This window comes from Mesorhizobium sp. B1-1-8 (assembly GCF_006442795.2).
In the GTDB taxonomy this organism is placed as follows: domain Bacteria; phylum Pseudomonadota; class Alphaproteobacteria; order Rhizobiales; family Rhizobiaceae; genus Mesorhizobium.
This window is the reverse complement of the sequence record NZ_CP083956.1, coordinates 1,221,634-1,247,039: the sequence shown is the minus strand read 5'-3', so window position 1 is coordinate 1,247,039 and position 25,406 is coordinate 1,221,634. Positions and strand designations below refer to the sequence as shown.

General features: G+C 64.5%; 28 protein-coding genes. 19 read left to right on the top strand and 9 right to left on the bottom strand.

Annotated elements, in window-relative coordinates; all coding sequences use genetic code 11:
* The first annotated feature begins 63 nt into the window (after window positions 1–63).
* The gene (locus FJ974_RS06115; protein WP_140536161.1) at window positions 64–981 is read left to right on the top strand and encodes a polyprenyl synthetase family protein; all 918 of its coding nucleotides are present in this window, start codon (window positions 64–66) and stop codon (window positions 979–981) included.
* A gap of 297 nt (window positions 982–1,278) precedes the next feature.
* Window positions 1,279–1,497: a tautomerase family protein gene (locus tag FJ974_RS06110; protein WP_140536158.1), complete on the top strand. Its 219-nt coding sequence runs from the start codon at window positions 1,279–1,281 to the stop codon at window positions 1,495–1,497.
* Between the two features lie 63 nt (window positions 1,498–1,560).
* On the opposite strand, the gene FJ974_RS06105 is transcribed toward FJ974_RS06110, so the two are convergent.
* On the bottom strand, window positions 1,561–3,558 hold the full coding sequence (locus tag FJ974_RS06105) for a PAS domain-containing sensor histidine kinase (RefSeq protein WP_181177219.1): 1,998 nt from the start codon (window positions 3,556–3,558) through the stop codon (window positions 1,561–1,563).
* Between the two features lie 106 nt (window positions 3,559–3,664).
* On the opposite strand from FJ974_RS06105, the gene FJ974_RS06100 reads away from it, so the two are divergent.
* From FJ974_RS06100 to FJ974_RS06090, 3 genes are all read left to right on the top strand, one after another.
* Window positions 3,665–3,988, top strand: coding sequence for a hypothetical protein (locus FJ974_RS06100; protein WP_140536152.1), 324 nt, complete (start codon window positions 3,665–3,667; stop codon window positions 3,986–3,988).
* A gap of 15 nt (window positions 3,989–4,003) precedes the next feature.
* On the top strand, window positions 4,004–4,237 hold the full coding sequence (locus FJ974_RS06095; RefSeq protein WP_140536148.1) for a hypothetical protein: 234 nt from the start codon (window positions 4,004–4,006) through the stop codon (window positions 4,235–4,237).
* Window positions 4,238–4,511: 274 nt separating this feature from the next.
* The gene (locus FJ974_RS06090) at window positions 4,512–6,845 is read left to right on the top strand and encodes a response regulator (RefSeq protein WP_140536145.1); all 2,334 of its coding nucleotides are present in this window, start codon (window positions 4,512–4,514) and stop codon (window positions 6,843–6,845) included.
* A 246-nt stretch (window positions 6,846–7,091) separates the two neighbouring features.
* Here the strand turns inward: FJ974_RS06090 and FJ974_RS06085 are convergent, their stop codons facing one another.
* The 3 genes from FJ974_RS06085 to FJ974_RS06075 all read right to left on the bottom strand — a co-directional run bounded on the left by FJ974_RS06085 (window position 7,092) and on the right by FJ974_RS06075 (window position 9,634).
* On the bottom strand, window positions 7,092–7,952 hold the full coding sequence (locus FJ974_RS06085; protein ID WP_140536142.1) for a lytic transglycosylase domain-containing protein: 861 nt from the start codon (window positions 7,950–7,952) through the stop codon (window positions 7,092–7,094).
* A gap of 4 nt (window positions 7,953–7,956) precedes the next feature.
* On the bottom strand, window positions 7,957–9,207 hold the full coding sequence (gene ispG, locus FJ974_RS06080; protein ID WP_140536140.1) for a flavodoxin-dependent (E)-4-hydroxy-3-methylbut-2-enyl-diphosphate synthase: 1,251 nt from the start codon (window positions 9,205–9,207) through the stop codon (window positions 7,957–7,959).
* A 247-nt stretch (window positions 9,208–9,454) separates the two neighbouring features.
* A complete protein-coding gene (locus FJ974_RS06075) occupies window positions 9,455–9,634 on the bottom strand; it encodes a YdcH family protein (RefSeq protein ID WP_140536137.1) in 180 nt (59 codons plus the stop codon).
* A 227-nt stretch (window positions 9,635–9,861) separates the two neighbouring features.
* Between FJ974_RS06075 and FJ974_RS06070 the strand changes: the two genes are divergently transcribed.
* Window positions 9,862–10,065, top strand: coding sequence for a YdcH family protein (locus FJ974_RS06070; protein ID WP_140536134.1), 204 nt, complete (start codon window positions 9,862–9,864; stop codon window positions 10,063–10,065).
* Window positions 10,066–10,100: 35 nt separating this feature from the next.
* On the opposite strand, the gene FJ974_RS06065 is transcribed toward FJ974_RS06070, so the two are convergent.
* The gene (locus tag FJ974_RS06065) at window positions 10,101–10,901 is read right to left on the bottom strand and encodes an IclR family transcriptional regulator (RefSeq protein WP_140536132.1); all 801 of its coding nucleotides are present in this window, start codon (window positions 10,899–10,901) and stop codon (window positions 10,101–10,103) included.
* A gap of 157 nt (window positions 10,902–11,058) precedes the next feature.
* Here FJ974_RS06065 and FJ974_RS06060 point away from each other — a divergent pair, with 157 nt between their 5' ends.
* The 8 genes from FJ974_RS06060 to FJ974_RS06025 all read left to right on the top strand — a co-directional run bounded on the left by FJ974_RS06060 (window position 11,059) and on the right by FJ974_RS06025 (window position 17,474).
* A complete protein-coding gene (locus FJ974_RS06060; RefSeq protein ID WP_226891498.1) occupies window positions 11,059–11,889 on the top strand; it encodes a transporter substrate-binding domain-containing protein in 831 nt (276 codons plus the stop codon).
* 80 nt (window positions 11,890–11,969) lie between these two features.
* Window positions 11,970–12,635 carry an amino acid ABC transporter permease gene (locus tag FJ974_RS06055; protein ID WP_140536126.1) on the top strand — a complete coding sequence of 222 codons (666 nt, stop codon included), beginning with the start codon at window positions 11,970–11,972 and terminating at the stop codon, window positions 12,633–12,635.
* Between the two features lies 1 nt (window position 12,636).
* Entirely contained in the window at window positions 12,637–13,287 is a 651-nt protein-coding gene (locus tag FJ974_RS06050; RefSeq protein ID WP_140536124.1) for an amino acid ABC transporter permease, read from the top strand.
* Window positions 13,288–13,291: 4 nt separating this feature from the next.
* Complete coding sequence (locus FJ974_RS06045; protein WP_140536121.1) at window positions 13,292–14,080, top strand: amino acid ABC transporter ATP-binding protein; 789 nt, start codon at window positions 13,292–13,294, stop codon at window positions 14,078–14,080.
* Window positions 14,081–14,118: 38 nt separating this feature from the next.
* On the top strand, window positions 14,119–14,580 hold the full coding sequence (locus FJ974_RS06040; protein ID WP_140536118.1) for a RidA family protein: 462 nt from the start codon (window positions 14,119–14,121) through the stop codon (window positions 14,578–14,580).
* 105 nt (window positions 14,581–14,685) lie between these two features.
* The gene (locus FJ974_RS06035) at window positions 14,686–15,807 is read left to right on the top strand and encodes an aminotransferase class V-fold PLP-dependent enzyme (protein ID WP_264296804.1); all 1,122 of its coding nucleotides are present in this window, start codon (window positions 14,686–14,688) and stop codon (window positions 15,805–15,807) included.
* Between the two features lie 96 nt (window positions 15,808–15,903).
* Window positions 15,904–16,401, top strand: a complete 498-nt coding sequence (gene purE, locus FJ974_RS06030; RefSeq protein WP_140536113.1) for a 5-(carboxyamino)imidazole ribonucleotide mutase — start codon at window positions 15,904–15,906, stop codon at window positions 16,399–16,401.
* Window positions 16,398–17,474 carry a 5-(carboxyamino)imidazole ribonucleotide synthase gene (locus FJ974_RS06025; protein WP_140536111.1) on the top strand — a complete coding sequence of 359 codons (1,077 nt, stop codon included), beginning with the start codon at window positions 16,398–16,400 and terminating at the stop codon, window positions 17,472–17,474. Before purE ends, FJ974_RS06025 begins: the two co-directional genes overlap by 4 nt.
* A 66-nt stretch (window positions 17,475–17,540) precedes the next feature.
* Here FJ974_RS06025 and FJ974_RS06020 read toward each other — a convergent pair whose 3' ends face one another.
* Entirely contained in the window at window positions 17,541–17,957 is a 417-nt protein-coding gene (locus FJ974_RS06020; RefSeq protein ID WP_140536108.1) for a lysozyme inhibitor LprI family protein, read from the bottom strand.
* Between the two features lie 242 nt (window positions 17,958–18,199).
* On the opposite strand from FJ974_RS06020, the gene ykgO reads away from it, so the two are divergent.
* The 3 genes from ykgO to FJ974_RS06005 all read left to right on the top strand — a co-directional run bounded on the left by ykgO (window position 18,200) and on the right by FJ974_RS06005 (window position 20,333).
* Window positions 18,200–18,325 carry a type B 50S ribosomal protein L36 gene (ykgO, locus tag FJ974_RS06015; protein ID WP_040974291.1) on the top strand — a complete coding sequence of 42 codons (126 nt, stop codon included), beginning with the start codon at window positions 18,200–18,202 and terminating at the stop codon, window positions 18,323–18,325.
* A gap of 166 nt (window positions 18,326–18,491) precedes the next feature.
* Entirely contained in the window at window positions 18,492–19,115 is a 624-nt protein-coding gene (locus tag FJ974_RS06010) for a tetratricopeptide repeat protein (protein WP_140536106.1), read from the top strand.
* Between the two features lie 150 nt (window positions 19,116–19,265).
* Complete coding sequence (locus FJ974_RS06005) at window positions 19,266–20,333, top strand: alpha/beta fold hydrolase (protein ID WP_140536103.1); 1,068 nt, start codon at window positions 19,266–19,268, stop codon at window positions 20,331–20,333.
* 486 nt (window positions 20,334–20,819) lie between these two features.
* Here the strand turns inward: FJ974_RS06005 and pyk are convergent, their stop codons facing one another.
* Together pyk and FJ974_RS05995 are read right to left on the bottom strand one after the other, a co-directional pair.
* Complete coding sequence (gene pyk, locus FJ974_RS06000) at window positions 20,820–22,247, bottom strand: pyruvate kinase (RefSeq protein ID WP_140536102.1); 1,428 nt, start codon at window positions 22,245–22,247, stop codon at window positions 20,820–20,822.
* Window positions 22,244–22,732, bottom strand: coding sequence for a DUF1036 domain-containing protein (locus FJ974_RS05995; RefSeq protein WP_140536099.1), 489 nt, complete (start codon window positions 22,730–22,732; stop codon window positions 22,244–22,246). Before FJ974_RS05995 ends, pyk begins: the two co-directional genes overlap by 4 nt.
* 255 nt (window positions 22,733–22,987) lie before the next feature.
* Here FJ974_RS05995 and FJ974_RS05990 point away from each other — a divergent pair, with 255 nt between their 5' ends.
* On the top strand, window positions 22,988–23,785 hold the full coding sequence (locus FJ974_RS05990; protein WP_140536097.1) for an N-formylglutamate amidohydrolase: 798 nt from the start codon (window positions 22,988–22,990) through the stop codon (window positions 23,783–23,785).
* A gap of 20 nt (window positions 23,786–23,805) precedes the next feature.
* Window positions 23,806–24,114: a DUF1244 domain-containing protein gene (locus FJ974_RS05985; protein ID WP_140536094.1), complete on the top strand. Its 309-nt coding sequence runs from the start codon at window positions 23,806–23,808 to the stop codon at window positions 24,112–24,114.
* Window positions 24,115–24,259: 145 nt separating this feature from the next.
* On the opposite strand, the gene FJ974_RS05980 is transcribed toward FJ974_RS05985, so the two are convergent.
* On the bottom strand, window positions 24,260–25,405 hold the full coding sequence (locus tag FJ974_RS05980) for a citrate synthase (RefSeq protein WP_140536091.1): 1,146 nt from the start codon (window positions 25,403–25,405) through the stop codon (window positions 24,260–24,262).
* Between the last annotated feature and the right edge of the window lies 1 nt (window position 25,406).

Genomic DNA, 25,406 nt, shown 5'->3' with positions numbered 1-25,406 from the left:
CTTCCGGCATAATGGCGCGAGGCTTCTTGCGCAACGTCTGAGTGTCGGCTACCGCTGCCGGCCATGACGAAAGACGACCAGATGGCGTTCGAAATGGCGCTTGGCGCCCGTGCGGCAGCGGTCGAGGGACAGCTGCGGCAGATCCTCGACGGGCGCCCGCTTGTCGCAGAGATCGTGCGCCCCGAGCGCCTGATGGCCGCCATGCGCCATGGCGTGCTGAACGGGGGCAAGCGGCTGCGCCCTTTTCTGGTCACGGAAAGTGCGGCGCTTTTTTCCGCCGATGGCGAGGCTGCGCTGCGCATAGCCGCGGCGCTCGAATGCGTGCATTGCTATTCGCTGATCCATGACGATCTGCCGGCGATGGACAACGACGACCTGCGCCGCGGCCAGCCGACCGTGCACAAGGCCTTCGACGAGGCGACCGCCATCCTTGCCGGCGACGCGCTTTTGACGCTCGCCTTCGACATCGTCGCCGATGAGGCGACGATGCTGCCGGCCGAGCGCCGCGCGGCGCTCGTGCTGGCGCTCGCCCGCGCCGCCGGCGCCGGCGGCATGGTCGGCGGGCAGACGCTCGACCTCGAAGCCGAGCGCATCAGGCCCGACGAAGCCGGCATCATCAGGCTGCAGGCGATGAAGACCGGCGCGCTGATCCGTTTCGCCTGCGAGGCCGGCGCGATCATTGCCGGCGCGGCACCATCCGATCGTGAAAGGCTGGCCGAGTTCGGCTCGGCGATCGGCCTCGCCTTCCAGCTCGCCGACGACCTTTTGGATCTTACCGCTGATGCGCGGCAGATGGGCAAGGCGACAAACAAAGACGCCGCCGCCGGCAAGGCGACGCTTGCCGCCCTGCACGGCCCGGTGTGGGCCCGCGAGCAGCTCCACGGCCTCATCGACCAGGCGCATGCGCTGCTCGAGCCCTATGGCGAAGCGGCCGAGCTGCTCAAGCAAGCGGCGACCTTCGTGGCGACGCGCAGCAGCTGAACTGTGGCGCGGCGGGCGCCTTTTGCCGGCCGGCATTGATCCTGTCAGCCTTGCCTCGGCGAAAACGCGCAATGCCCGCTCCAGGAAAGCATTAGCCGCGGAGCTAACTGGCGGTTTCTGCGAAGCCGACAACAACTCCGATTGTTCGCCCTGTCCGAACACTGCTGCCGATAGCCGGGTGATTATCCGGCATCCACAGCAGGCTATATTCGCTCGAGGACAACGAATGGACACCGGCCCGGGTGATGACGCCTCGCTGTCCAGAGCCATGAAATCCAACCCGGAAGGAAACTGGAAATGCCCTTTGCCAACTTCAAGATGCCCGAGGCCGCCCTCACAAAAGCGCAGAAGGAAGACCTCGTCCACAGGACCACGCAGATGTTCGTCGACTATTTCGGCGAAGGCGTGCGTCCTTACACGATGGTGCTGATCGAGGAAGTTCGCGACGGAGGCTACGGCCGTGCCGACGAGGTCTTCATCCTCCCCGACGTCTACCGGGCCAACGATACTGTCTGATTTGAACCGGCGAGCCACTGTGGCGCGGCTCGTCTGCATTGACCAGCGCGGTCGGCCGGCGGATCAGTCTTGATCCCCGGCAAAACGGCCCTTGGTCCTCAACGGCACCACATTTGCACCGGTCGGCTGGTCCGCCTCCGCGCCCTGCAAGGCGGGCGTCATATCGGCCCGTGGCAGATAAATTGTGACAGTCGTGCCTTTGCCGACTTCGCTGTCGATCGTGACCGCACCGCCGGATTGCTGCGCAAAGCCGTAGACCTGTGCGAGGCCAAGGCCTGTGCCCTTGTCGGGCCCTTTGGTCGTGAAGAACGGTTCGAAAACCTGCGGAAGCACATCCGGTGCAATTCCGATGCCTGTGTCCGTCGCCCGCAACGCGACGAATTCACCTTGCAGACCCGCAGCGTTGTCGTCGCCCGATAGCAGCACATTCCCCGCAGTGACCGTGATCAAGCCACCGTCCGGCATGGCATCCCGCGCGTTGAAGACGATATTGACGAGGCCAAGCTCCAGTTCGCCGGGATCGACCTTCACCGGCCAGGTTTCGGGCCCGACGGCTGCGACCAGCTTCAAGGATTTGCGCATAGAACCCGCTACCATCCCACGAACGGCTTCCACCCGCTCCGCCAGCGAGACGATCTCGTAGCGAGCGGACTGCTTGCGCGAGAAGGCCAGCAACTGCCGTGTCAACGCGGTGCCGCGCTCGAGTGCACGCTCGACGGATTCGGTCGCCCGCTTCATTTCGGCATCGGCACCGGCCTTCTTCGTAATACGAACGTAGCTGCCGACCACCGTCAGGAGATTGTTGAAATCGTGCACAATGCCGCCCGTCAATTGGCCGAGCGCGTCCATTTTCTGTGTATGGGCGCGTTGCGCTTGCGCCTGCCGGAGTGCGATCTCCGCATCGCGTCGCTCGGTAATGTCACGCGTGATCTTGGCGAAACCGATCAGCTCTCCTCGCTCGTCGCGGATCGTATCGATCACGACATTTGCCCAGAACAGCGTCCCGTCCTTGCGAACGCGATGGCCCTCGGTTTCGAAGCGTCCGTCCCGGGCAGCCATATGAAGCGCGCGCGCAGGCAAACCCGCGGCGCGGTCGTGCTCCGTATAAAAACGGGAGAAGTGCTGACCGATGATCTCCTCGGCGGAATAGCCCTTGATCCGCTCTGCGCCGGCGTTCCAGGTGGTCACCAGCCCGTTGGGGTCAAGCATAAAAAGCGCGTAGTCGGTCACGCCGTTCACCAGAAAGCGGAACTGGCGCTCGCTTTCCCGCAAAGCTTCGTGCGCCGCTCGGCGCTCGGTGATGTCGCGCGTAATCTTGGCGAAACCCTCGAGTCGGCCTGCGTCGTTGCGGATCGGGTGAACGACGACGGAAGCCCAGAAACGGCTGCCATCCTTGCGTACGCGCCAGCCTTCGCCTTCATAGCGCCCGTCCTGGGCGGCTGCTTCGAGGGCGCGAAGCGGCATGCCTTTTGCCCGTTCCTCGCGCGTGTAGAACTTGGAGAAATGCTGGCCGACGATTTCGTCGGCGGTGTAGCCTTTGAGCCGCTCGGCGCCCGCATTCCAGCTGGTGATCGTGCCGCTCGGATCGAGCGTGTAGATGGCGTAGTCAACCAGCCCGTCGACCAGCATGCGGAAGCGCCGCTCGCTCTCCAGCAGCGTCTCATGCGCTGCGACGCGCTCCGTGATATCGCGCGTGATCTTTGCATAACCCAAGAGGGCGCCGTTCTGGTCAACGACCCGTTGAACGACACCATTCGACCAAAAGCGGCTGCCGTCCTTGCGCACCCGCCAACCTTCGGCCTCGTATCTTCCATCTGCCCGTGCGGCGGCAAGCATCCTTTCCGGGACGGCATTGGCCTGATCTTCGGCCGTGAAGAACCGCGAGAAATGCTGGCCCAGGATTTCCGACGCCGCGTAGCCTTTGATCTTCTCGGCGCCCGCGTTCCAGCTCGTGACAAAGCCGTCGGCGTTGAGGGTATAGATCGCATAATCAGCAACGGCGTCGATGAAAATTTGGAGGCGATGGCTGTCGGAAAGATGTTGCGCTTCGGTTGTGGTCAATGGCATTGTCCAACCCGCGTTGTGCGCTAGCATTCAGCAGTTCGTCCGATGACGCGTTTCCGCAGCATAGGCGCGCCTATCAGGCATAGCAACAAGCTTGGACCCCATGGCGACATACTCATCTGCTCTCGCATCCAACCTGGAAAGACCGGGCTATTTGTACAGCTTTGCTTCGGAAAACGAGCCTGGAGACGATGAAGGGAATCCTGCCCCACACGAGCTAGACCCGGCCGAGCATGACGAACTTCCCTATAAGGTCGAGTTGTGGAACGCTGCCAAGAACAGCGTCGAGCAAGTCCTCGCGGTCACGGCAAACGCCAGCATCGGCTACGCCGCCTATTATGCCGCGACGCGCGAGCATCCCGACCGTTACGTCACCTTGCGGCACAAGAACGGTTTTGTTTCGAGATGGAACGGTCCGACAAATTAGGCAGGGGCCTGTCTTATGACACGGAGCGCCAACTCTTCCCGGCCGGCTGAAGCGCTGCCTTATCGTATCGAACTGTGGCATCCCGAAAGCCACGAGATCATCGAACGGGTTCTCGCACGAGCCGTCACCGCCCAACTTGCCCGCGCCATTTTTCAAGCCGCGAGGGATGAGCATCCTCAACGGCGGATCACGCTGCGCAAGGGAAACCGGATACTCTCCGATACTTCGGGTAACGATCACGCCGTCTGACTTTCATGGCACTGTTCTCCCGCCTGGAATTGATACTGGCGCCTTGGCCCTCAGCTCAGGAGGAGCACCTTGTGTCTGTCCGGCGCCGGAACCCAATCTTTCAACAATAGCGAAAGCGCCGGGTCGTTCTGGCCGGTGTTCGTCATGGCAACGCCGCCTTTGCGTCAAAAGCTGTCATCATTGACCGGGCACGCCAACTCCCACCAACGAAATCTTAATGCAAATCAAGCGTAATCCCGGCCATTAAAATTTTGCGTATGTGTTGGGGTTGCGCATGCCGGAATATTCCTTCTTCATCCGGTCGATCCGGGTCCGTTACATTTCAGGCCTGCTGATCTTTGCGCTGGCTTCGGCGGCCGTCATGTTCGCGCTCAACCGCGTGAATACCTTCCGTCACGAGGTCGATTCCCTCAGCGGCAACTTCGTCATCTTTTCGCGCGACCTGCGCAATGCCACCAATTTCGCCGAGACGACGGGGACCGCCTGGCGGGCCGAGACGCGCGATGCGCTGACCGCCGCCGCGCGCGGCCATTCCGAACGGCTGATGGGCGAGATCGAGATCCTGAACGCGCAGCTCGCGGCGATCAGGCCGCGCCTGTCCAAGAGCACTGCCGACGCGTTCGATTCCGCTGCGGTGAACGGCGACCTGTTCTGGTCGGCGCGCGATATGGTGCGCAACTTCAACCGGATGTCGGTGGCCCAAAGGGTCGACGAATGGAGCTACCGCGAGATCCGCACCCAGAACGATCTGTTTGTCCAGCCCATGCTGGTGCGCGTGCGCACGGCGCTCGACGACGAGCGGCATCTCGCCGACGCCTCCAGCGACCGGCTGCTTTTGTGGGCGAGCGGCCTGCTGATCGCCGTCCTTGCAATTGCCGCGATCTGGATCTTCCGGCCGATGGAGAACGCGATCCGCCGCGCCTTCGCCGAAACCGCCGCGTCGCTGTTCAAAGCCGAGGCCGCCGACCGCGCCAAGTCCGAATTCCTCGCCAATATGAGCCACGAGATCCGCACGCCGATGAACGGCGTGCTCGGCATGGCCGAGTTGCTGGCCAAGACCGATCTCACGCCGCGCCAGAAGACGTTCACCGACGTCATCGTCAAATCCGGCAATGCGCTGCTCACCATCATCAACGACATCCTCGATTTCTCCAAGATCAACGCCGGCCAGCTGACGCTCGATCCCGCCCCCTTCCGCCTGGCGGAAGCGGTCGAGGATGTGGCGACCCTGGTGTCGGCGCGCGTTGCCGAAAAGAACCTCGAGCTCATCGTGCGCGTCGACCCGCGCCTGCCGGCCTTCGTCGTCGGCGACGCCGGGCGCTTCCGCCAGATCGTCACCAACCTGCTCGGCAATGCCGTGAAGTTCACCGAGAAGGGGCATGTGCTGATCGATGTCGGCGGCGATGTCGTCGACGGAACCGCGCAACTCAAGGTCCGTGTCGAGGACACCGGCATCGGCATTCCGGCCGAGAAGCTGCAGAGCGTGTTCGAAAAGTTCGCCCAGGTCGACGGCTCCTCGACCCGCCGCCACGAAGGCACCGGCCTCGGCCTTGCGATCTCCGCTCGCCTCGTCGACCTGATGGGCGGCAAGATCGGCGTCGAAAGCGAGATCGGCCGCGGCTCCGTCTTCTGGTTCGCCGTGCCGCTGCCGGCTCACAGCCAGGAGGCCCGCAACGAGATCGTGCCGGTCGACGTCACCGGCGCGCGCGTGCTGGTCATCGACGACAATCCGGTCAACCGCGAGATCCTGCTGGAGCAGCTCAGAAGCTGGCGCTTCGACTGCGCCGCGGCCGAAAGCGGCGCCGTCGGGCTCGCCTTCCTCGACCGCGCCTGCCAGCTCGGCGCCTCGGTCGACTGCATCATCCTCGACTACCAGATGCCCGGCATGAACGGCGCCGATGTCGCCAGGGCCATTGCCGCCGATCACCGCCTTGCCGCCATTCCGGTCGTGCTGCTCACCTCGGTCGACCAGGTCGATTTCGGCAGGATGGTGATCGATTTCGGCATCGTCGCGCATCTGACCAAGCCGGCGCGTTCGGCGGTGCTGCTCGGCACCGTCATTTCCGCCATCCAGAAGGCCCGCACGCAAGGCGGCAAGGCGCATTTTGTGCGCGAGCCGGCGCTCGCCCAGGCAGCGCCCCCAACCTTCACGGTCATCCGCAGCCCGGCTCCTCCCGTGCCTGCCGCGCCGGAGCCGGCGGCTGCGCCGAACGGCCCGATCGATATCCTGATCGCCGAGGACAATGACGTGAACCAGCTGGTGTTCGGCCAGATCCTCAACGGTCTCGGCCTCAGCTACCGCATCGCCGGAAATGGCCGCACGGCGGTCGAGATGTATCGCTCGCTGCGCCCGCGGCTGGTGCTGATGGACGTCTCCATGCCGGAGATGAACGGCTATGAGGCGACGCGCGCCATTCGCGCCATAGAACAGGCGAGCGGCAGTCACACGCCGGTCATCGGCGTCACCGCGCATGCGCTCAAGGGCGACCGCGAAAAATGCATCGAGTCCGGCATGGACGACTATCTGCCGAAGCCGGTCTCGCCCGACCGCCTCGGCGCCAAGATCGGCACCTGGCTGAGCGAAACAGTGGCGGCGAAGACGGCTTGAGCATTCGTCGAAGGGGGCGTGGTTAACTGCCAGCCGCCGAGTTCCCTCGCGCCCCCCTCTGGCCTGCCGGCCATCTCCCCCACAAGGGGGGAGATCAGCAGCTTCGGCGCCTCGCTCATCCTGCAGCGTTGGAGATTGGCGAAAGCCGCTGTGACATCCGATCTCCCCACTTGTGGGGGAGATGGCCGGCAGGCCAGAGGGGGGCGCTGTCCCTCCAGCGTCTCCGAATTTCTTTCCGATTACCCGCTACCGATTGCGCAGCACCACGCAAGCGCCGCCGACGCTCTGCAGCCTGTTGCAGATGCCATCGGCCTCTCCTCTCGAATCGGCGCCGATCCTGACCGCGTAGATGCCGCGCCGGCCGATCGGCGTGCGCACCCGGCTGACCACGGGGTCATAGCTGGCAAGCAGCGCCGGGAACCGGCCGCGCACCCTCAGCCACTGGCTGATCGCCGCCGAGCGGCGGAAATTGCCGGCCACCTGGATGCCCCACGGCTTGACGTTGATGGATGCCATGGCGACGGTTTGCGACATGATCACCGGCAGCCGGCGGCAGGCCACCGCGAAGCTGGCCTTCGGATCGAGCGGCTGCACCGTGCCGGAATAGGAGGCGTCGGAAAACTTGTCGACCGGCTCGCCCATCACGTCGAAGACATAGCTCTCGGTCTCCATCGGCAGGAAGCCGCCCGAATTTAGCCAGCGCGACACCCGGTTCTCGCCGGCATTGTAGGCTGCTGCCGCCAAGCCGAGATTGCCGTAGCCGGCCTTCATCTCGGCAAGATATTTTGCCGATGCGGGAATGGCCTGCCCGATGTCGAAGGGATCGGCAAGCCCGCGCAGCTTGGCCGTGCCGGGCATGAACTGGGCGATGCCTTCGGCGCCCACCGGGCTGACCGCATTGGGATCGAAACGGCTTTCCTTCCAGATCAGCCGGGCGAAGAAATCCTTGGGCAGGCCGTTCTTGCCGGCCTCGGTCTCGATCAGATCGCAGACGCGGCTGATCAGCCGTTTTGTGGCCGATTTCGACTGCGGCGGATCGGCGAATGCCTGGGTGGCCGGGATCAGCGCGAGGAGCAGGAGCAGCGTTGCCTTGAGGAAACGCCGCATCGGCTCATTCCGCGGCGGCTTTGCCGTGCCCGTACCGCTGCTCGATATAATCGGCGACCATCTTTTCGAAATCCTGCGCGATAGACGGGCCGCGCAATGTCGCCGCCTTCTTGCCGTCGACAAACACCGGCGCTATCGGCGTCTCGCCGGTGCCCGGCAGCGATATGCCGATATCGGCATGTTTGGACTCGCCCGGGCCGTTGACGATGCAGCCCATCACCGCGACCTTGAGGTTCTGGACGCCCGGATATTTCTCGCGCCACACCGGCATGTTCTTGCGGATGTCGGCCTGGATGTTCTGGGCGAGTTCCTGGAATACGGTCGAGGTCGTGCGGCCACAGCCGGGGCAAGCGGCGACGATCGGCACGAACTGCCGGAAGCCCATGGTCTGCAGCAATTCCTGCGACACCTGTACCTCGCGGGTGCGGTCGCCGTTCGGCTCCGGCGTCAGCGAGATGCGGATGGTGTCGCCGATGCCCTGCTGCAAAAGGATGCCCATCGCGGCGGACGAGGCAACGATGCCCTTGGTGCCCATGCCGGCCTCGGTGAGGCCGAGATGCAGCGCATGGTTGGAGCGTGTGGCGAGCTCGGTATAGACGGCGATCAAATCCTGCACGCCGCTGACCTTGGCCGACAGGATGATTTTTTCCCGGCCAAGCCCGATCTCTTCCGCCATCTCGGCCGACAGGATCGCCGACTGCACGATCGCCTCGCGCGTCACCTCCTGCGCCGTCAGCGGAAAGCCCCGGGCCTGGTTGTCATCCATCAGCCGGGTCAGAAGTTCCTGGTCGAGCGAGCCCCAGTTGACGCCGATGCGCACCGGCTTGTCGTATCTGATCGCCATTTCGACGATCGCCGCGAACTGGCGGTCCTTCTTGTCCTTGAAGCCGACATTGCCGGGGTTGATGCGGTATTTAGCCAGCGCCTCGGCGCAGGCCGGATGATCGGCCAGCAGCTTGTGGCCGATGTAGTGAAAATCGCCGACCAGCGGCACGTTGATGCCGAGCCGCAACAGCCGCTCATGGATGCGCGGCACCGCGGCCGCGCTTTCGTCGCGATCGACGGTGATGCGCACGATCTCGGAGCCGGCGCGCTGCAGCGCCGCGACCTGGGCCACCGTCTGATCGACATCGGCCGTATCGGTGTTGGTCATCGACTGCACGACGACCGGCGCGCCGCCACCGACGATCACGCCGCCCACCGAAACGCCGACCGAGGTCCGGCGCGGGAAAGGAGAAGAAAAATATCCGGTCATGCCGGCCGCCTTCATCTGGAAATTCCAGGCATGAGGTGGCGGAGCAAAGATGGCTTGTCAATGGCGATCCGGCCAAATCGCCGACCCGCCGGCTCCGGCGGCGACGCCAACCAACGCGATATCCAAGGCGTCGAAATGGCGCCCGCCGCAGCCAGAAATCCGGAGTAAAGGACCAAGTTCCGGTGACACGGCCGCCACCGGAAGGGTTGTTCGCGCCGCGATGGGCGCGATGATGTCTAGAGGAGCTTCAGTGTGCCGTGGGTTTCGCTTTCAGCTTTTCAATCTCGTCCTTGATTGCCAACTTGCGCCGCTTCAGATTCACGATTTCGAGGTCGTCCACCGATGGATGGTTCATCGCATCATCGATTTCGCGTTCGATGTCGCCGTGTTTCCGCTGCAACTCATCAAGATGGGATGCAAGAGACATGATTGGTTCTCCCTTTCATGGTTTCCTCGATTGCAGCCGTCACAGGCACCGCAGTCTCACCACTGTGACGGCACCATGACAGTCTGCCACCAACCGCCTTCGATGTCGAATGCCGCGTGGTAGCATTCCACGACAAAGTGAAATGTGATATGGGCTGCGCGCCGGTCACAAACCCCACCGGCCGCGCCCAAACCCGCCTTGGGCGCCGCACGTGCAGACGGTAGAGAATGTCCGAACAGGAACAGGCTGAGATACGCCTAGAATATTCCCGGCTCAAACAGGAACACGCCGATTTCGACGCCGCCATCAACGCGATGATCGCTACAGGCTGTGACCCGCTTCAGATCCAGCGCATGAAGAAGAAGAAGCTTTTCCTCAAGGACAGGCTGATGGCGCTGGAAGACAAGATCATTCCCGACATCATCGCGTAAACCGATAAAGAGCGGAAGCTTCCGCTCCAGTCGTATCAGCCGGTCGAAAGCCGCGCCGCGCGCTCGCGCAGCAGCGCGACGAGCTCGCCTGTCCGTTTCTCGGAGGTATCGATCGGAACGACCAGGCACATCGTTGCCTCGACCTTGCCGGGCGCCGAAAAGACCGGCGCCGCCAGGCATTTGGTGTAGGCATCGACGAGGCCCGAGGTCACGCAATAGCCGGTGACCCGCGCTCTGGCGATGTCGTCGATGAAATCGTCGAGCTCGAGCTTGCGGCCGTCCGGCAGCACAAGGTCGTCCTCCGCTATCATTGCCTCGATGCGGCTTCGGTCGAGCTCCGCCAGCAGCAGCCGGCCCGAGGCGGTCCAGGGCAGCGGTATCTGCAGACCGGTGGCGGAGCTGATGCGGAAAGGTCTGGTGCCGGGGCTCGAATGGACGATCGTGTAGCGGCCGCTCTGCAGCATGCATAGTTCCGATGTCTCGCCCGTCTCGCGCGACAGCGTATCGACCTCCTGCCGGCCGCGCCTAAGCAGGTCGTTGCCGCGCATATAGGCCATTCCATAGAGGTAGAGCTTCTTGCCGAAATAGACGCGGTTGCCGTCGCCTTCCATCTCCAGGAGCCCTGCATCGACCAGTTCGCGGACCAGCGTGTAGGTGGTCGAACGCGGCGCGTTCAGCCCCTTGGCGAGTTCGCCGATGCCGATCGCCCGCTGGGTGGCATGCAGGAACTCCAGAATATGCAGCACCCGATTGAGGCCCTTCTCGCGTGAGCTGGCGGGCCTTTCTTCACGGGTGCCGCCGGCCGGCCATCCGTTCAGCACTTCGCCGTCTTGCATTGTCGATTCCTGATGCTAGTATCTGTCTTGTACAGGATACATGCGTCTCTTGTAAGAGACAATCGATTTGTCGATGCATGTATCCAAGGGGAACGAACCACGAAAGGAGGTCGCCGTGAACGACACATCCGGAAGACGTGATTTTCTGAAATTGGGAATGGCAGGACTGGCAACGGCGGGCGCATTGACCGCGGTCAATGCCGAAAAGGCCGCCGCGCAAGCCGCATCCGACAGCGTGCTGCGCACCGTGCTCGACCGCGGCAAGCTGATCGTCGGCACCGGCAGCACCAATGCGCCATGGCATTTCGAGAACGATGCCGGCGAACTGGTCGGCATGGACATCACCATGGGACGCATCCTGGCCAAGGGATTGTTCGACGATCCGAGCAAGGTCGAGTTCGTCATGCAGGATCCTGCGCAGCGCATCCCGAACGTGACCACCAACAAGGTCGACATCACCATCCAGTTCATGACCATGACGGCGCAGCGCTCGCAGCTGATCAACTTCAGCAGGCCCTATTACGTCGAAGGTATCGCGTTGCTGACCCTGCCAAACGCGGAAAACAAGACATTCGACAAGCTGCTTGCCGGCGGTTCGGCGACGCGTATTTCCATCCTGCAGAATGTCGATGCCGAGGCAAATGTGCATATCGTGCTGCCGCAGGCGCAGGTGATGCAGATCGACACACAGGCCAACGTGCTGCAGGCGCTGGAATCCAAGCGCGTCGAGGCAGCGGCGGTCGATCTCTCGACCGTGCGCTGGCTCGCCTCGCGCAATCCCGACAAATATTTCGATGCCGGCAAAAGCTGGTACTCGATGCTCTATGGCGCCGCATTGCGGCAAGGCGATCTCGACTGGCTGACCTATGTCGACCAGACCTTCACCATCGCCATGTTCGGCCATGAGACGGCGCTCTACGACGCCGCCTTCAAGGAGTATTTCGGCCAGGAACCGCCGCCTCGCCATCCGGGCTTCCCGGTCATCTGACAGATCGGGGAAGAGCGCGCCTCAAGCGCTCTTCCCCGAGTGGCATTGTCCCTTACATCGCTCGGCACCGGGAAAGGCGCATGGGCTATACGCTCAACTTCAACCTGATCTGGCGGCATTTCGACAAGCTGTGGGGCGGTCTGCTGCTCAGCCTCGAGCTTGCCGTGATCTCGATCGCCATCGGCACCGTCATCGGCCTGGTGCTGGCGGTCTGGTACGTCTCGGCCGGCCGCATCGTGCGCGCCGTCATTGCCGCCTACGTCGAATTCATCCGCAACGTGCCGCTGATCCTGCTCGTCTACCTGGTCTTTTACGGCCTGCCGACCGTGATCGACGTGGCCTATAGCGCCCAGACCTCGTTCATCGCCACATTGTCGGTCTATAGCGGCGCCTATCTGGTCGAGGTGTTTCGTTCCGGCCTCGAAGCCGTGCCGCGCGGCCAGCTCGACGCCGGCAAGGCGATCGGCCTGACCCCCTGGCAGCGGCTGATCCATGTTCGCCTGCCGACCATGCTGCGCATCACCCTGCCGGCGCTGTCCAACACCTTCATCTCGCTGTTCAAGGACACTTCGATCGCCTCGGTCATCTCGGTGCCGGAACTGACCTATGGTGCCCAGTGGATCAACTTCAACACCTTCCGCATCGTCGAGGTCTATCTGGTGACGACGGCAATGTATCTGGTGACAGGCTATGCGCTGCTTTTCGCGCTGCGCCTCGTCGAGCGCCGGTTCAGGGTGGCGCGCTGAGATGCTGAGCCAGATCGCCTATGCCCTACCCTTTCTTGCCCAAGGCTTCGCGCTGACCTTATGGGTGTCGCTGCTGGTCGTGGTGCTGTCGCTGGTCGCCGGCGTGCTGCTGGGCGTCGGCCTGGTCTATGGCCCGGCCCCGCTGCGCTGGGCGGTGCGCATCTTCAGCGACACCATCCGCGGCATTCCGATCCTGGTGCTGATGTTTTTCGTCTATTACGGCCTTCCGGCGGTCGGGCTGCATCTGCAGTCCTTCTGGGCGGCGGTGCTGGCGCTGACCCTGTTCAAGACGGCGCAGGTCGTCGAATATCTGCGCGGCGCCGTCGCTTCCATTCCGAAGGGCCAGGCGGAAGCGGCCAAGGCGATCGGCCTGACCTTCCGCCAGCGGCTGGCCTACGTCATCTTTCCGCAGGCCTTCAGGCGCTTCCTGCCGCCCTGGATCAACGGCGTCACCGATGCGGTCAAGGGCAGCGCGCTGGTCTCGCTGCTCGGCATCACCGACCTGATGCAGGCCATCAACCAGGTCATCGGCCGCACCTATGAGGCGATGCCGCTCTATATCCTCGGCGCGCTGGTTTATTTCGCGGTCAATTATGCGCTTTCGCTCGCCAGCCGAAGGCTGGAACAGCGCTTCTCCTTCATCCGGGAATAGCAAGATGTCCGATGCCTCAAATGCTCCCCTGCTCGACGTCCGCGACGTCTCGAAGGCGTTCGGCACCGTCGACGTGCTGCGCGCCGTCAGCCTGCAGGTGGCGAAAGGCGAGGTGGTCACCGTCATCGGTCCATCGGGGAGCGGCAAGACCACGCTGCTGCGCTGCGTCAACTTCCTCGAAAGCTATGACAGCGGTTCCATCCGTATCGACGGCAAGGAGGTGGGTTTTCGCGACGCCGGCGCTCGCCAGCGGCGCAGCGAGCGCGACCTGGCCGCGATGCGCGCCGAGACCGGCATGGTGTTCCAGGGCTTCAACCTCTTCCCGCATTTGACGGCGGCCGGCAACATCATGCTGGGATTGCGCAAGGTGCGGGGCAAAAGCGATGCCGAGGCCCGTTCGATTGCCGAGCACTGGCTCGGCCGCGTCGGCCTCGCCCACAAGGCTGACAGCCTGCCGGCCGAGCTTTCCGGCGGCCAGCAGCAGCGCGTCGGCATCGCCCGCGCGGTGGCGATGGAGCCGAAGATCCTGCTGCTCGACGAGATCACCTCCGCGCTCGATCCGGAGCTCGTCGGCGAGGTGCTGGCCGTGGTGCGCAGCCTCGCCGAGGACGGCATGACCATGCTGATGGTGACGCATGAGATGGCCTTTGCCCGCGACGCCTCCAGCCGCATCGTCTTCATGGCCGATGGCGGCGTCAGCGCTGTCGGCCCGCCGAAGGAGATCCTCGCCTCGGAAACCACCAACGAACGCCTCCGCACCTTTCTGGCGCGTTTTCGCGCCTCGCATTTCTGACATCGGGTGGCGATTGCCATCTCAAGGAGCCTGCTTCCATGACGCCTTACATCCGGCTCGCCGAACTCGGCCTGACGCTGCCCGAGCCGCCGACACCGATTGCCAACTTCGTCACCCATGCAGAGAGCGGCCGGCTGATCTTCCTTTCCGGCCAGGGCCCGCTGCGCGCCGACGGCACGCTTTGCACCGGCAAGGTCGGCGAGGACGTCAGCGTCGAGCAGGCTTATGAGCATGCCCGCCTGACCGGCCTCAATCTGCTTGCCGTCATGCATGCTGCGGCCGGCGACCTCGGCCGCATCGTGCGCGTGGTGAAGCTGCTCGGCTTCGTCAATGCGACGCCGACCTTCAGCGAGCACCCCAAGGTGGTCAACGGCTGCTCGGATCTGTTCGCCGACGTCTTCGACAGAATAGGCGGCCACGCGCGCTCGGCGATCGGCGTCGGCTCCTTGCCTGGAAATATCACGGTTGAAATCGAGGCGGTCGTCGAGATCGCCGCCTGACACAAATGGGATCTGCTTGAGAGGAAAACCTATTCCGACACCGGCTCCAACACCACCATTCGCGAACGGCTGGGGCTCAGGCCCATCATCAACGTGTCGGGCACGATGACGACGCTTGGCGCCTCGATCATCGTGCCGGAAGCGATCAGCGCCATGGCCGAGATCGCCTCGCAATGGGTGGAGATGGACGATTTGCAGCGCGCCGCGAGCACGGTGATCGCGCGTCTCACCGGCGGCCAGACCGGCTTCATCACCGCCTGCTGCGCCTCAGGCATCACCATGGCTGTTGCCGGCGCGATGACCGGCACAAACCTTCTGGCCATCGAACGGCTGCCGGACGACACCGAAGGGCTGAAAGCGGAAGTCGTCATCCAGCTTGGCCACATCGTCAATTACGGCGCGCCGATCGACCAGTCGGTCCGCGTCGCCGGCGCCAAGGTGATCCCCGCCGGCACCGTCAGCGTCACCCAGGACTATCACGTGCGCGAGGCGATCAATGAGCGCACGGCGGCCGCACTTTACGTCGTCGCCCACCACACCGTGCAATACGGCATGCTCTCGCTGGAGGAATTCTGCGAGATCTGCCACGCCAAGGGCGTGCCGGTGATCGTCGACGCCGCCTCCGAATATGATTTGCGCGGTTTTCTGGCGCGAGGCGCCGATGTCGTCGTCTATAGCGGCCACAAATTCCTGAGCGGCCCGACCAGCGGCATCGTCACCGGCCGCAAGGACCTGGTGCGCGCCGCCTATCTGCAGAACCGCGGCGTGGCGCGGGCCATGAAGGTCGGCAAGGAAAGCATCGCCGGCACCATGGCGGCGCTCGAAGCCTGGGAGAAGCGCGACCATGCCGGCATTCGCCGGTGCGAGGAGGCCGCGCTCAATCTCTGGAAAGATGCACTGCAGGATATCCCGGGGATCGGCGCGCAGATCATTCCAGATCCGACCAATAATCCCCTCGACCGGCTGCAGGTGTTTGTGCGGCCGGAAAGCCGCTTCACCGCCGCCGGCCTGGCTTCAGCGCTCGCCGCAGGCTCGCCGCCCATCATCGTGCGCAACCACGAGGTCGAGCGCGGCCATTTCTTCCTCGACCCGTGCAACCTGCATCCCGGCGAGGCGGAGATCGTCGCCGAACAGCTGCGTGCCGTGCTGACGGCCAAGGACCGTCCGGCCGATGCCATGAAAGTCGCCCGCAAGGATTCGTCTGGCTCGCTCCGCTGGCCGGACTAGACACGCCCGCATCGGCTTTGCGCCGCAGCCGCGACAATCCTTGCGGCTCTCGGCGTTTTCCGCTAAGGCGCGCCTTTGCCGCCGCGGAGCAACGACTTGACCGATCAGCGCGCCGATGTCGCCATTATCATGGGCAGCCAGTCCGACTGGGCGACGATGCGCCAGGCGGCGGAGACGCTGGAGGCGCTGGGCATCCCGCACACCAGGCTGATCGTCTCGGCGCACCGCACGCCCGACCGCCTCTACGAATTCGCCAGGGGCGCCAAGGCGGCCGGCTACAAGGTGATCATCGCCGGCGCCGGCGGCGCGGCGCACCTGCCCGGCATGACGGCGGCGATGACGCCGCTTCCCGTCTTCGGCGTGCCTGTCGAATCCAAGGCGCTGTCCGGCAAGGATTCGCTGCTTTCCATCGTGCAGATGCCGGCCGGCATCCCGGTCGGCACGCTGGCCATCGGCAAGGCGGGCGCCGCCAATGCCGCACTTCTCGCCGCAGCCGTCCTTGCGCTGCATGACGAGCGGTTAGCCGCCCGGCTCGACGCCTGGCGCGCCGCCCAGACCGCCAAGGTCGCCATCGAGCCGACGGACATGCCGTGAGCCTGGCCGCGGGATCGACCATCGGCATCATCGGCGGCGGCCAGCTCGGCCGCATGCTGGCCATAGCCGCGGCCCGCCTCGACTACCGCATTGCCGTGCTGGAACCGCAGCCCGATTGCCCGGCGGCCCAGCTCGCCAACCGGCAGATCGTCGCCGCCTATGACGATCCTGCGGCGCTTTCAGAGCTTGCCGCTGCCAGCGCCGTCGTGACCTATGAGTTCGAGAATGTCCCGCTTTCCGCCGCCGAGTCGCTCGCCGCGCACGTTCCGGTCTATCCGCCGGCGCGCGCGCTCGAAGTCGCGCAGGACCGCGTCACCGAGAAGAATTTTTTAAACGGCATCGGCATTGCAACGGCGCAGTTCCACCCCATCGACAATGACGACCAGCTCACGGCGGCGCTGAAGACATTCGGCGGTAGCGGCGTCTTGAAGACCCGCCGCATGGGCTATGACGGCAAGGGCCAGCGCGTCTTTCGCAACATGGAAGCCGGCGGCTTTGCCGGCACCTGCGAGGCGATGGGCGGCGTGCCGCTGATCTTGGAATCGCTGGTCGCCTTCGAGCGCGAGATTTCGGTGATCGCCGCGCGTGGTGTGGATGGCTCGGTCGCCGCCTACGATCCGGCCGAGAATGTCCACCGCGAAGGCATTTTGCGGACCTCGACATTGCCTGCGGCGATCGGATCCGGGACGGCGGACGCAGCAAAGGCGGCGGCCTCAAAAATCCTCGCAGCGCTCGACTATGTCGGCGTCATCGGCGTCGAGTTCTTCGTCCTTGCCGACGGCTCGCTGCTGGCAAACGAGCTGGCGCCGCGCGTCCACAATTCCGGCCACTGGACTGAGGCGGCCTGCGTCGTCTCGCAATTCGAGCAGCATATCCGCGCCGTCGCCGGCCTGCCGCTCGGCAATCCCGCCCGGCATTTCGACTGCGTGATGGAAAACCTGATCGGCGACGACATGCTGAAGGTTCCGGCGCTGCTCGCCGAGCCCGACCTGATGCTGCATCTCTACGGCAAGGCCGAGTCGCGTCCCGGCCGCAAGATGGGCCATTTCACCCGGATCAGCCGCCGAAGCTAAGCAAAGCAATTCCAGGAAAGTGCGTCGCGGTTTTCCGTCCGGAACTGCGTAAGCAAAAAACTGCCGTTACTGGAGATCCTGGTCCTCGTCCTGGCTGGCGCAGCTTGCGTCGCCTTGCTGACAGTTCGGACCGGAAGTGAGCTGCTTGGTGCGCGCGTTGGTCAGCTCCGTCAGGCACTGCGACAGCTCCATCGGATGGATGGACCCGCCTTCGCTGCCGGCGGTCGAATAGGCGCATTCGGCGTCGCGGAAGGCTATCCAGGCGCGCTGCGCCGTCTGCAAGAGCTTGTTGGATTTCACGTCGTTGCGGCCGACAAGTTCCTTATAGGCGGCGTTGAGCCTGGCGTCGGCGGCCTGGAAGTCGGCATCGGCGCAGATATTCATCATCGACTGGCTGTCGTCATTGCGGTCGCAGTCCTCAGCCCAGGCGGCCGGAGCGATGGCGAGAAGAACAAGACAGGCGGACAGAAACAGACGGCGCATGTGATTCTCCGGTCGCTTGGGCTTTCGACCACCATCCCAGCCGCCCTTGAGTCGCGCAATGCCGCGCAATCCGGATGGCGAATATTTGATTGTCGGCCCGATTGCTCGGTTCGAGCCTGCGCATGAGGTTGACACGGGCAAGGCTCCTCGTTTATGAGCCACGCAAGTTCCAAGGCGCGCTTTTCCGGGCGCGCCTTTAAAATTCGGCCCGGCAGCCGGGCCCCGACCGAACAGGCAAGACCATGAAGATCAAGAATTCGCTCAAGGCGCTCAAGGCGCGTCACCGCGACAACCGGCTGGTTCGCCGCAAGGGACGCATCTACATCATCAACAAGACCGCTCCGCGCTACAAGGCGCGCCAGGGCTGAGATCTGCGCGCGGCTTGATGCATGTCACCCTAAGCGCTCAGCGGTTTTGGGAGAACGACATGCACAAAGAGACCACGCCGCGCCCGCTGATGTCGACTTCCGGTTTGCCGGCCCTTTCACGCTAAAATCACTTTGACGATCCGCCGTCCGGGACTAGATTCCGGCGATGCGGATTCTTTTTGCATTTCTCGCCGCCCTTTTGCTCTCCGGCATAGCACTGCCTGCAGGAGCGGAAGAAGTGCCCGGTGCCCTGCCGCCGGATGCCGCGCCGCCGCCCGCCGTCTCGCCGCCGCCGGTTGCCTCAACCAGGCAGGGCCGCCTCGACCAGCTCTTCAACGACCTGAAGCGCGAGCGCAACGAAAAGGCCGCCGAGCGCATCGCCGGCCGCATCTGGAACGAATGGAACCAATCCGGCAGCGCCTCGATCGACCTGATGATGCAGTGGGCGCAGAAGGCGACGGAGGACCAGAAATTCGATGTCGCGCTCGACTTCCTCGACCAGGTGGTAACCCTGCAGCCGAACTATGCCGAAGGCTGGAACCGGCGCGCCACCGTGCATTTCATGATGAAGAACTACGGAAAGTCGATGTCCGACATCGACCATACGCTGCAGCTCGAGCCGCGCCATTTCGGCGCGCTCTCCGGCCTGGCGCAAATCATGGCCGAGACCGGCCACAAGCAGTCGGCGCTGGAAGCCTGGCAAAAGGTGCTTGCCATCTATCCGATGATGCGTAGCGCCCAGAACCAGGTCTCGACGCTTTCGGAAGAGCTGGCCGGCGAAGGAATTTGATTAGTTTAGGGAGTAGGGGAATAGGGGAATAAGGGAATAAGAGAGTAGGTGCAGATTGCTGCGGAGCCCTACTCCCCTACTCCCCTACTCCCCTACTCCCCTACTCCCCTACTCCCCTACTCCCCTACTCCCCTACTCCCCTACTCCCCTATGAACCTCCTCCTCGCCGCGCTCTTTTTCCTCATCGCGCTCGTCTTTGCCTTGGCCGGCGTCACCCGCGCCGGCGTCTGGCTGATCGAACGCCGCAATCCGCCGGTCGGTGAATTCGCCGACATCGATGGCGCCCGCATCCATTATGTCCACGTGCCGGCACCCGCCGGCGCCACTCTCCCGCCGATCGTCTTCATCCACGGCGCCAGCGCCAACCTCAAGGACCAGATGCTGCCGCTGCGGCCACTGCTCGAAGGCCGCGCCGAGCTGCTGTTCCTCGATCGTCCGGGCTTCGGCTGGTCCGGGCGCGGCTCCGGCAACAACGAAACGCTGGCGGCGCAGGCCGACACCATCGCGGCGCTGATGGATCGCCTCGGCGTCGCCAGGGCCGTCATCGTCGCTCATTCCTTCGGCGGCGCGATCGCCACCGCCTTTGGCCGCCGGCATCCCGATAAGACGCTCGGCCTCGTCTTCCTGGCGCCCGTCAGTCATCCCTGGCCGGGCGGCGCGACTGCCTGGTACTACAAGCTCACCGCCATTCCGGCGATCGGCTGGCTGTTTTCCGAGACGATTGCTTACCCCGCCGGCATGCTGCAAATCGGCGATGCGACGGCCTGTGTCTTTTCGCCCAACACTGCGCCGGACGATTATATCGAAAAGGCCGCGATCCCGCTGGTGTTGAGGCCGCGCGCCTTCCGAGCCAACGCCCGCGATGTCGCCCAACTCTACGATTATGTCCGCGCGGCCTCGCCCGGCTACCATGAAATCAAGGCGCCGACGGTCGTCATCTCGGGCGATCGCGACAAGGTCGTCTACGCCACCATCCATTCCGTCGGCCTTGAGCGCGACATTGCCGGCGCCGAGCTGGTCTGGGTCCACAATCTCGGCCACAAGCCCGACTGGATCGCGCCCGACCTCGTCGTGGGCGCCATAGAAAAGGTCGCCGGCAAGACCGTCGACCTGCAGGCGATGGCGAGAACCGTGGAAAGCCGCATCGCCGGCGATGCCTACAACGACGGAAAATGTCCTGACATCAAAGTGCCCGACGCGGAGCTCGCGCCGATCTGAGCGGGTTTCATCGTCGCCAATAACCATTGGGGGCGGCGCTGCCCCTCATCGCCCATCGCCGGTTTCGCCAATCACCAACGCGGCAGGACCGGAGCCAGGCTTGCGGCCAGCCGTCTTCTCCCCATTCACGGCAGGGCAATCGCGTATGGCAGCGCCAGCCCCCCACTCCGTCCGCTGCGCGGCCACCTCTCCCCCATGTCCATGGGGGAAAGGAAACGCCGAGCCTTTCAAGGCAGCGACGTCGGCGGTTGGCATTTCCTCTCCCTCACCGAAGGTGGGGGAGAGGTGGCTCGGCGAAGCCGAGACGGAGTGGGGGAGCGCCCTATGAGATTGCCCTGTCGTTCACGGGGAGAAGGTGCCGGTCCACCCTCCGCAGCTGCTGCGGAGGACGGGCAGGCGGATGAGGGGCAGCGCCGACGCTGAAGATTTCACGTCGTGATCGTGACAAATGCCTAATAGCCCGGCAATTGACCCGCCCGTCGGCAACTAATGCCTTTCCGACCCGACATACGCAATCCGCAGCATATTGGTCGAGCCGGGCGTTCTGAGCGGCACGCCGGCGGTGATGATGACGCGGTCGCCCGACTTGCCGAAGCCTTCCTCGAAGGCGATGCGGCAGGCCCTGTCGACCATGTCGTCGAGGTCTGTGGCGTCCTCCGAAACGACGCAATGCGTGCCCCACAAGAGCGACAGCCGGCGCGCCGTGTTGAGGATCGGCGACAGCGCCACGATCGGCACCTGCGGGCGCTCGCGCGCGGCGCGCAGCCCGGTGGTGCCGGAAGCGGTGTAGGTGATGATCGCCGACAGCTTCAGCGTCTCGGCGATCTCGCGCGCGGCAAGGGAAATCGCGTCGGCGCCGGTCGCTTCCGGCTCCGAGCGCTGCGCATTGATGATGCCGGCATAGTTCGGATCGGTTTCGACCTTGATGGCGATGCGGTTCATCATGCCGACGGCTTCGACCGGATAGGCGCCGGCCGCGGATTCGGCCGAAAGCATGATTGCGTCGGCGCCTTCGAACACTGCGATCGAGACGTCCGAAACCTCGGCGCGGGTCGGCACCGGCGCGGTGATCATCGATTCCAGCATCTGCGTGGCGATCACCACCGGCTTGCCGGCGCGGCGCGCCGCGCGCGTGATCTGCTTCTGGATGCCGGGCACGGCTTCCAGCGGCATCTCGACGCCGAGATCGCCCCGCGCCACCATCAGCGCATCCGACAAGTCGATGATCTCCGGCAGCCGGGCGACGGCCTGCGGCTTCTCGATCTTGGCCATGATCAGCGCCCGGCCGCGCGCGATCTTGCGCGCCTCTGCGAGATCCTCCGGCCGCTGCACGAAGGACAGCGCCACCCAGTCGACGCCGGCGGCGAGCACCGCGTCGAGGTCGCTGCGGTCCTTCTCGGTCAGCGCGCCGACCGGCAGGTCGGTGTCGGGCAGGCTGACGCCCTTCTTGTCGGAAATCGTGGTGCCGGCAACGACCGTGCAGGTGATGGATTTGCCGTCGCTCTTGGTCGCCTTGAGCTCCAGCTTGCCGTCGTCGATCAACAGGCGGTCGCCGGCCTCGACCGAGCTCAGGATTTCAGGATGCGGCAGAAAGACCCGGCTCGACGAGCCGGGTTCCGGATTGTCGTCGAGCGTGAAGGTCTGGCCGGCGGCCAGCGCTTCCTTGCCGTTGGCGAACTTGCCGACCCTGAGCTTCGGGCCCTGCAGGTCGGCGAGGATGCCGATCGGACGGCCGACAGCCTGCTCGACGGCGCGGATACGGCCGACCAGCGTGCGCATCAGCTCGTGGTCGGTATGGCTCATATTGATGCGGAAGACATCGGCGCCGGCTTCGAAAAGCTTCCGCAGCATCTCCTCGGAGGAGGAAGCGGGGCCGATGGTGGCGAGGATCTTGACCTTGCGAATACGTCTCATTGACTGTTTGTTCCCGGCGCGGGGGCGGCTGGCGCGCCTCCCGTTGCGGGCTCGTCGGTCAGCTGGACCATCCAGCTGGCCTGCTCGCCCGTGTCATATTCCTGAAATCCGGCGCGCTGAAAGCCCCGGGCGACGCAATCGTTTACGCCGGCAATCTTGAACTCTTTTTCGGCCACGCACATGTTGATCGGGCCGTCCCAGCGCCCGCCGCGCTCGGCGTCTTCTGCATAAAGATAGTAAAACCTTGATGACAGCGGCCCTTCGATCAGCGTCTTGCAGGTCGACCCTTCGATGTGCCACCAGCCCTCGGTGATCCAACCGGCCTTGGCGCGATAGCCGATGCCGACGCCGACCAGGTTCTGCGTCGCGTTGCAGACGCGGAAGTCGGCGCGGGCCGGTGACGTCGCGCCAAGCGCGCACAGTCCCGCGGCAACGATCAGGAGCGGGACGCCCAGGCGCTTGCGCAGCCTGCCGGCAAAACCCATCCCGAAACCTCTCGCGAACCACATTTGCATCTCTCGAAGCCCTTTTCAGCAAACTGCGGGCGCATGTCAACGCGCCGTTTTGTTCAATTCCAATCGATTTAGAAAGGCTCGCGCGCTATAGGCGCGCGATCTGGCACCCCGTCGGCGATTTTTTCGCAGAAACCGTGGCCAAACAACGGCATTGCGCCAGCGTCCTCTTCGTGGAATGACGATAGCACCCTGCCCTCATACCAGCGACCGGACCATTTTCAGCCAATGACCCGATCCACAGTTTTCGCGCCCTTCGATATCGTGGAAGGCGACCGCAAACGAGGCATCGTGCTTTTGGCCGACCACGCCAGCCGCGACCTGCCCGAAGAGTATGGCAGCCTTGGTTTGCCGGCGTCCGAGTTCGACCGCCACATCGCCTATGACATCGGCGTCGAGACCGTAACGCGGGAACTCGCCGCAGCGCTCGGCGTGCCGGCGGTGCTTGCCGGTTTTTCGCGCCTGCTGATCGATCCCAATCGCGGCGAGGACGATCCGACCCTGATCCGGCAGCTTTATGACGGCACCATCGTGCCGGGGAACTATCCGATGGCGCCCGAGGAGCGGGAGCGGCGCCTCGACCGTTTCTACCGGCCCTATCACGATGCCGTCGGCGCGATGATCGCCTCGGTGGCGCATGCTTCCGGCAAGGCGCCGTTGATCTTGTCTGTGCACTCTTTTACCCCACGCATGCAGGGTTTTGTCCGGCCCTGGCATGTCGGCATCCTGTGGGACCTCGACGACCGTGTGGCGCGGCCGCTGATGGATATGCTCGCCGCCGACAAGGACCTCGTCGTCGGCGACAACGAGCCCTATGACGGGGCGCTGCGCGGCGACACCATGTTTCGACACGCCATCGTCAATGGCTACGCCCATGCGCTGGTCGAGATCCGCCAGGACCTGATCGCCGACAGTGAAAGCGCCGCGCAATGGGCCGATCGGCTGGCGCCGATCGTTGACGCCATCGACCGCCGTGCCGATATACATCAGGTAAAGATGTTCGGCTCGCGCACCGGGCCGGTCTGAGGAAGCCCGGAGGGCGTGAAATGAGCGAATTCAGCAACGAGCAAAGACGCGATTTCGAGGCTGCTGCCTTCCGCCGGCTGATCGAGCATCTGCGCGAACGCAGCGATGTCCAGAACATCGACTTGATGAACCTCGCCGGTTTCTGCCGCAACTGCCTGTCCAACTGGTACCGTGAAGCCGCCGAAGCGGACGGCGTCGCGCTGTCGAAGGACGAGTCGCGCGAGATCATCTACGGCATGCCTTATGCAGAGTGGCAGGCGCTGAACCAGACCGAGGCGTCCGAGGCCAAGAAGGCCGAGTTCGAGGCGAGACGTCCGAAGGATCATTAGCGACTCGCCAGCCCACCGCACTGTTCGTCGTCCTCGGCTTGACCCGGACTTGGCCCGAGGATCTACCCTCCCGTGAGATTGGGCGCGATCAGCCTCGAGAGCTCGGCAGATTCTCGGGACAAGCCCGGGAATGACGTCGGCGTCTTCATTCCCGCCGAAGCGGTCCCTCATAGCGGGCGCGCGGCCTGATCGGCATGTTGCTGGTCACCTGTTCGATGGCGTGCGCCGTCCAGCCGACGCTGCGGCCGAGCGCGAACAGGTGGAACGGTGCAGCGGCGGGAAGACGCAGGGCGCGGGTTAGCGCGGCCAAAGCAAAATCGACGTTCGGATGCAGGCCGGTCGCGGCAAGCACCGCCTCGCGCAGACGTGACATCCCGTCATCGATCTCGAAATCCAGGAGCAGGGCTTCGCCTCGCGGATCGCCGTCGGGATAGAGCTGGTGGCCGAAGCCGGGCAGCGGCCGGTCATGGGCGAGCCAGCGTGCGAGCGCTTCGTTCGCTCCCAGCCGCTCCGCATCCTCGACCAGCGCGATTGCCGCGGCACCCGCGCCGCCATGGCGCGGGCCGGTGAGGGTGGCAAGGCCGGCAAGCAGGCAGGCGGCGATCGGCGCGCCGGTGGAGGCGGCGACGCGCGCGGCGAAGGTCGAGGCGTTGAGCTCGTGGTCAGCCAACAGTACCAGCGCCTTGCGGATCAGATCGGCGCCGGCCGCATCCACCGACCAGCCGCGCGCCAGCCTCTCATGCACGGGCTCGGATCCGGGCATCGCGCCAAGCGAGGTTGCCAGCGCGCTGGTGGCGCTGGCGCCGTCCTGCTGCAGCATGGCCGGCTGGCGGCCGAGCGAGGACCAGCCTTCGGCGGCAAATGCCGACAGCCTGGCGAATGCGGTCGGCGTGCCGGCTTGGCGAACGCTCGAGGCGGTCAGAGAAGCAAAGGAGACCGGAGTGGCGGACGTCCAGAGCAGGCCTGCGGTTTGTTCCAGCGTGGCCGTCGCCGACAATGTCGCGGCGTCCTTGCCGCGATAGATCAGGCGGCCATGCAGGACGGTCGAGATGGCGGTGGTGACGGCCGGCTCGCCCCAGGCGATGGCGCTTTCGGCGATCGCCTGGGGGCTGCGTCCGCGCGCCCGGCGGGTCGCCAGTCCGGCGATATCGTCGGCGCGATACTGGCTGCGGCGCGGGTCGGCCGCGTCCGGGCGCATGCCGATGCGGCCGCGGCTGACATAGGCGTAGAGCGTCTGCGGCCGCACGTTGAGCCGTGCCAGCGCTTCTTCCCGGGTCAGCCATTCGGTCATT

Excerpts from the sequence above, each read along its gene's own strand:
- FJ974_RS06115 (WP_140536161.1), top strand. The coding sequence starts at position 64 with ATGACGAAAGACGACCAGATGGCGTTCGAAATGGCGCTTGGCGCCCGT.
- FJ974_RS06110 (WP_140536158.1), top strand. The coding sequence starts at position 1,279 with ATGCCCTTTGCCAACTTCAAGATGCCCGAGGCCGCCCTCACAAAAGCG.
- FJ974_RS06100 (WP_140536152.1), top strand. The coding sequence starts at position 3,665 with ATGGCGACATACTCATCTGCTCTCGCATCCAACCTGGAAAGACCGGGC.
- FJ974_RS06095 (WP_140536148.1), top strand. The coding sequence starts at position 4,004 with ATGACACGGAGCGCCAACTCTTCCCGGCCGGCTGAAGCGCTGCCTTAT.
- FJ974_RS06090 (WP_140536145.1), top strand. The coding sequence starts at position 4,512 with ATGCCGGAATATTCCTTCTTCATCCGGTCGATCCGGGTCCGTTACATT.
- FJ974_RS06085 (WP_140536142.1), bottom strand. The coding sequence starts at position 7,952 with ATGCGGCGTTTCCTCAAGGCAACGCTGCTCCTGCTCCTCGCGCTGATC.
- ispG (WP_140536140.1), bottom strand. The coding sequence starts at position 9,207 with ATGACCGGATATTTTTCTTCTCCTTTCCCGCGCCGGACCTCGGTCGGC.
- FJ974_RS06075 (WP_140536137.1), bottom strand. The coding sequence starts at position 9,634 with ATGTCTCTTGCATCCCATCTTGATGAGTTGCAGCGGAAACACGGCGAC.
- FJ974_RS06070 (WP_140536134.1), top strand. The coding sequence starts at position 9,862 with ATGTCCGAACAGGAACAGGCTGAGATACGCCTAGAATATTCCCGGCTC.
- FJ974_RS06065 (WP_140536132.1), bottom strand. The coding sequence starts at position 10,901 with ATGCAAGACGGCGAAGTGCTGAACGGATGGCCGGCCGGCGGCACCCGT.
- FJ974_RS06060 (WP_226891498.1), top strand. The coding sequence starts at position 11,059 with ATGGCAGGACTGGCAACGGCGGGCGCATTGACCGCGGTCAATGCCGAA.
- FJ974_RS06055 (WP_140536126.1), top strand. The coding sequence starts at position 11,970 with ATGGGCTATACGCTCAACTTCAACCTGATCTGGCGGCATTTCGACAAG.
- FJ974_RS06050 (WP_140536124.1), top strand. The coding sequence starts at position 12,637 with ATGCTGAGCCAGATCGCCTATGCCCTACCCTTTCTTGCCCAAGGCTTC.
- FJ974_RS06045 (WP_140536121.1), top strand. The coding sequence starts at position 13,292 with ATGTCCGATGCCTCAAATGCTCCCCTGCTCGACGTCCGCGACGTCTCG.
- FJ974_RS06040 (WP_140536118.1), top strand. The coding sequence starts at position 14,119 with ATGACGCCTTACATCCGGCTCGCCGAACTCGGCCTGACGCTGCCCGAG.
- FJ974_RS06035 (WP_264296804.1), top strand. The coding sequence starts at position 14,686 with ATGACGACGCTTGGCGCCTCGATCATCGTGCCGGAAGCGATCAGCGCC.
- FJ974_RS06020 (WP_140536108.1), bottom strand. The coding sequence starts at position 17,957 with ATGCGCCGTCTGTTTCTGTCCGCCTGTCTTGTTCTTCTCGCCATCGCT.
- ykgO (WP_040974291.1), top strand. The coding sequence starts at position 18,200 with ATGAAGATCAAGAATTCGCTCAAGGCGCTCAAGGCGCGTCACCGCGAC.
- FJ974_RS06010 (WP_140536106.1), top strand. The coding sequence starts at position 18,492 with ATGCGGATTCTTTTTGCATTTCTCGCCGCCCTTTTGCTCTCCGGCATA.
- FJ974_RS06005 (WP_140536103.1), top strand. The coding sequence starts at position 19,266 with ATGAACCTCCTCCTCGCCGCGCTCTTTTTCCTCATCGCGCTCGTCTTT.
- pyk (WP_140536102.1), bottom strand. The coding sequence starts at position 22,247 with ATGAGACGTATTCGCAAGGTCAAGATCCTCGCCACCATCGGCCCCGCT.
- FJ974_RS05995 (WP_140536099.1), bottom strand. The coding sequence starts at position 22,732 with ATGGGTTTTGCCGGCAGGCTGCGCAAGCGCCTGGGCGTCCCGCTCCTG.
- FJ974_RS05990 (WP_140536097.1), top strand. The coding sequence starts at position 22,988 with ATGACCCGATCCACAGTTTTCGCGCCCTTCGATATCGTGGAAGGCGAC.
- FJ974_RS05985 (WP_140536094.1), top strand. The coding sequence starts at position 23,806 with ATGAGCGAATTCAGCAACGAGCAAAGACGCGATTTCGAGGCTGCTGCC.
- FJ974_RS05980 (WP_140536091.1), bottom strand. The coding sequence starts at position 25,405 with ATGACCGAATGGCTGACCCGGGAAGAAGCGCTGGCACGGCTCAACGTG.